The sequence below is a fragment of the Halomonas sp. 707D4 genome (assembly GCF_024158685.1).
Taxonomy (GTDB): domain Bacteria; phylum Pseudomonadota; class Gammaproteobacteria; order Pseudomonadales; family Halomonadaceae; genus Vreelandella.
Genome location: NZ_JAMZBD010000443.1, coordinates 1 through 2,526 on the forward strand (window position 1 = coordinate 1; position 2,526 = coordinate 2,526).

Here is a 2,526-nt window from a genome sequence, read left to right on the forward strand (position 1 = left end):
GCTGATCTTTTTCGCTTTCTACCTGCTCGGGCTGGCGTTTAGACGCACCTATCGGCTGATGTCCCGGCGGGTGTTCTTCTTCTTGCCACGCCGCCTTGCCTACCTGCTCGGCAGCCTGGCGGCACTGGCGCTTTTCTGGCTGCTCATCGAAGGGGTACTGTTCTCCTATGCGCTGCGCTTCGCGGACCGCTTCTACCAGCAGCTCGACGATGTCATGCAGGACGACCTGGCCGCCCCCCTCGACTCCCTGCGCCCGGGAAGCGACGCCTCGCTCATCAGCTGGGAGGCGCTGGGTAGCCGCGGCCGGCGCTTCACTACCGAAGGCCCAGACGGGGACGAGATCGGCGACTTCCTGAACGCCCCGGCGCTGGACCCGATCCGGGTCTACGTGGGGCTCAACGCTCGAGAAACCGTCGAGGAGCGTGCCGAACTCGCCCTGGCGGAGCTCGTGCGCATCGGCGGCTTCGAACGCTCGATGCTGCTTCTGGCCACACCCACCGGACGCGGCTGGATAGACCCTGGGGCCCAGGACACCATCGAGTACCTGATGCGCGGTGACATCGCCACGGTCACCGCGCAGTACTCCTACCTGCCCAGCCACCTGTCGCTGATCGCCGAGGGCGACTATGGGGTGGAGAGCGCTCGTGCCCTGTTCATCGCCATTTACCGCTACTGGAGCGAGCTGCCGGAAAACCAGCGCCCGGCGCTCTACCTGTTCGGACTGAGCCTCGGGGCGCTCAACTCCGACCGCTCCTTCGACTTCTACGACATCATCGAGGACCCGTTCAACGGGGCGCTGTGGGCCGGCCCGCCCTTTCGAAGCGATACGTGGCGCAGCGTCACCGCCGACCGCGACGCGGGCTCCCCCGAGTGGCTCCCGGTGTTTCGCGGCGGTCGCGGAGTACGCTTCATGAACCAGACCCATGGCTACGACGGCTACGCCGAACCCTGGGGCGACTTCCGCATCGCCTACCTTCAGTACGCAAGCGACCCGATCGTCTTCTTCGACCCCGCCGCCTTCTGGCGCGAGCCGGACTGGATGCGCGCCCCCCGCGGCCCTGACGTCTCGCCGGCGCTGCGCTGGTACCCGGTGGTCACCATGTTCCAGCTGCTGGTGGATCTGGCCACCGGCGGTGCACCACCGGGGTACGGTCACGAGGTGGCCGCCGAGCACTACCTGAAGGCCTGGAACGCGCTGGTCGAGCCCGAAGGGTGGAGCGAAAGCGACCTGGAAAGACTGGCCGCGCACGTCATGGAGGCACGCCAGCAGAGCGAGTAGGCGCACTTTCAATGCGCCATGGATGGCGTATAATGCGCGCCCCAACGGCGCAAGCGCCGTCCAGGAGGGTTCCCTAACCCCTCGCGCACTCAAAAAGGCTCATGCATGTTCGCACTTACCGATACCCAGCACCGTCGCTGCCTGACGGTCATGGTTCTCTTTCATATCGCCGTCATCGCCGCCAGCAACTACCTGGTACAGCTCCCCTTCACCCTGTTCGGCCTGCACACCACCTGGGGCGCGTTCAGCTTCCCGTTCATCTTCCTGGCCACCGACCTGACCGTACGCCTGTTCGGCAAGGGCCCGGCACGCTCGATCATCCTGCGCGTCATGTTCCCGGCGCTGGTAATCTCCTACGTCGTCTCGGTGGTCTTCCCCCAGGGAGCCTTCGCCGGCATCGAGGCGCTGGGCGAGTGGAACCTGTTCGTGGTGCGCATTGCCCTGGCGAGTTTCCTGGCCTACTTCCTGGGGCAATTGCTGGATGTCCAGGTGTTCGACCGACTGCGCCGGCTCACCTGGTGGGTGGCGCCGGTCTGCTCGACGATCCTCGGCAACCTGGCGGACACCTTCGCCTTCTTCTTCACCGCCTTCCACCACAGTCCCGATGCATTCATGGCCGCCCACTGGGTGGAGATCGCCATGGTGGACTATGCCATCAAACTCTTGATCAGCCTGCTGTTCTTCCTGCCGCTGTACGGGCTGTTGCTGGCCTGGCTGACTCGCCGGCTGATGGTCTGGACCGGCCAGCGCGACAGCGCGCCGCGCATCGCCTGACACGCGCCTTCACTCCAAGGAGTTTCCATGAGCAGCACCCCCTCGATCGACCTTCACTTCATCGATGCCGCCGCCCCGGAGGCGAACGCCACGAAAGCGCCGCTGGTGGTGCTCCATGGGCTTCTGGGTAGCGCGGACAACTGGCGCTCGCATCTCAAGGTGTGGCAGCAAAAGCGCCGGGTGATCGCCGTGGATCTTCGCAACCACGGCCGCTCGCCTCACGCCGAAGGCATGACCTACGCCGAGCTGAGTCGTGACGTGATCGAGCTGCTTGCGCGCGAGGGAGTAAAGCGGGCGCACATCCTGGGCCACTCCATGGGTGGCAAGGTGGCGATCAGCCTGGCGCGCACCGCGCCCGAGCTGGCCGCCTCGCTGATCGTGGGCGATATCGCCCCGGTGCGTTACCAGCACGGCCATGACGACGTGTTCGCCGCACTCGACGCGGTTCGCCAGGCGCGCCCGGCGAACCGCGT

3 protein-coding genes are annotated in these 2,526 nt (G+C 66.0%); all 3 read left to right on the plus strand.

Going from position 1 to position 2,526, the window contains the following annotated elements; translation table 11 throughout:
- The coding region (locus BIS11_RS14975) for an alpha/beta-hydrolase family protein (protein ID WP_253586422.1) at positions 1 to 1,279 on the plus strand (1,279 nt) is incomplete at its 5' end.
- Positions 1,280 to 1,384: 105 nt separating this feature from the next.
- On the plus strand, positions 1,385 to 2,053 hold the full coding sequence (locus tag BIS11_RS14980) for a 7-cyano-7-deazaguanine/7-aminomethyl-7-deazaguanine transporter (protein ID WP_253421447.1): 669 nt from the start codon (positions 1,385 to 1,387) through the stop codon (positions 2,051 to 2,053).
- A 27-nt stretch (positions 2,054 to 2,080) separates the two neighbouring features.
- The coding region (locus BIS11_RS14985; RefSeq protein WP_253586423.1) for an alpha/beta fold hydrolase at positions 2,081 to 2,526 on the plus strand (446 nt) is incomplete at its 3' end.

Excerpts from the sequence above, each read along its gene's own strand:
- BIS11_RS14980 (WP_253421447.1), top strand. The coding sequence starts at position 1,385 with ATGTTCGCACTTACCGATACCCAGCACCGTCGCTGCCTGACGGTCATG.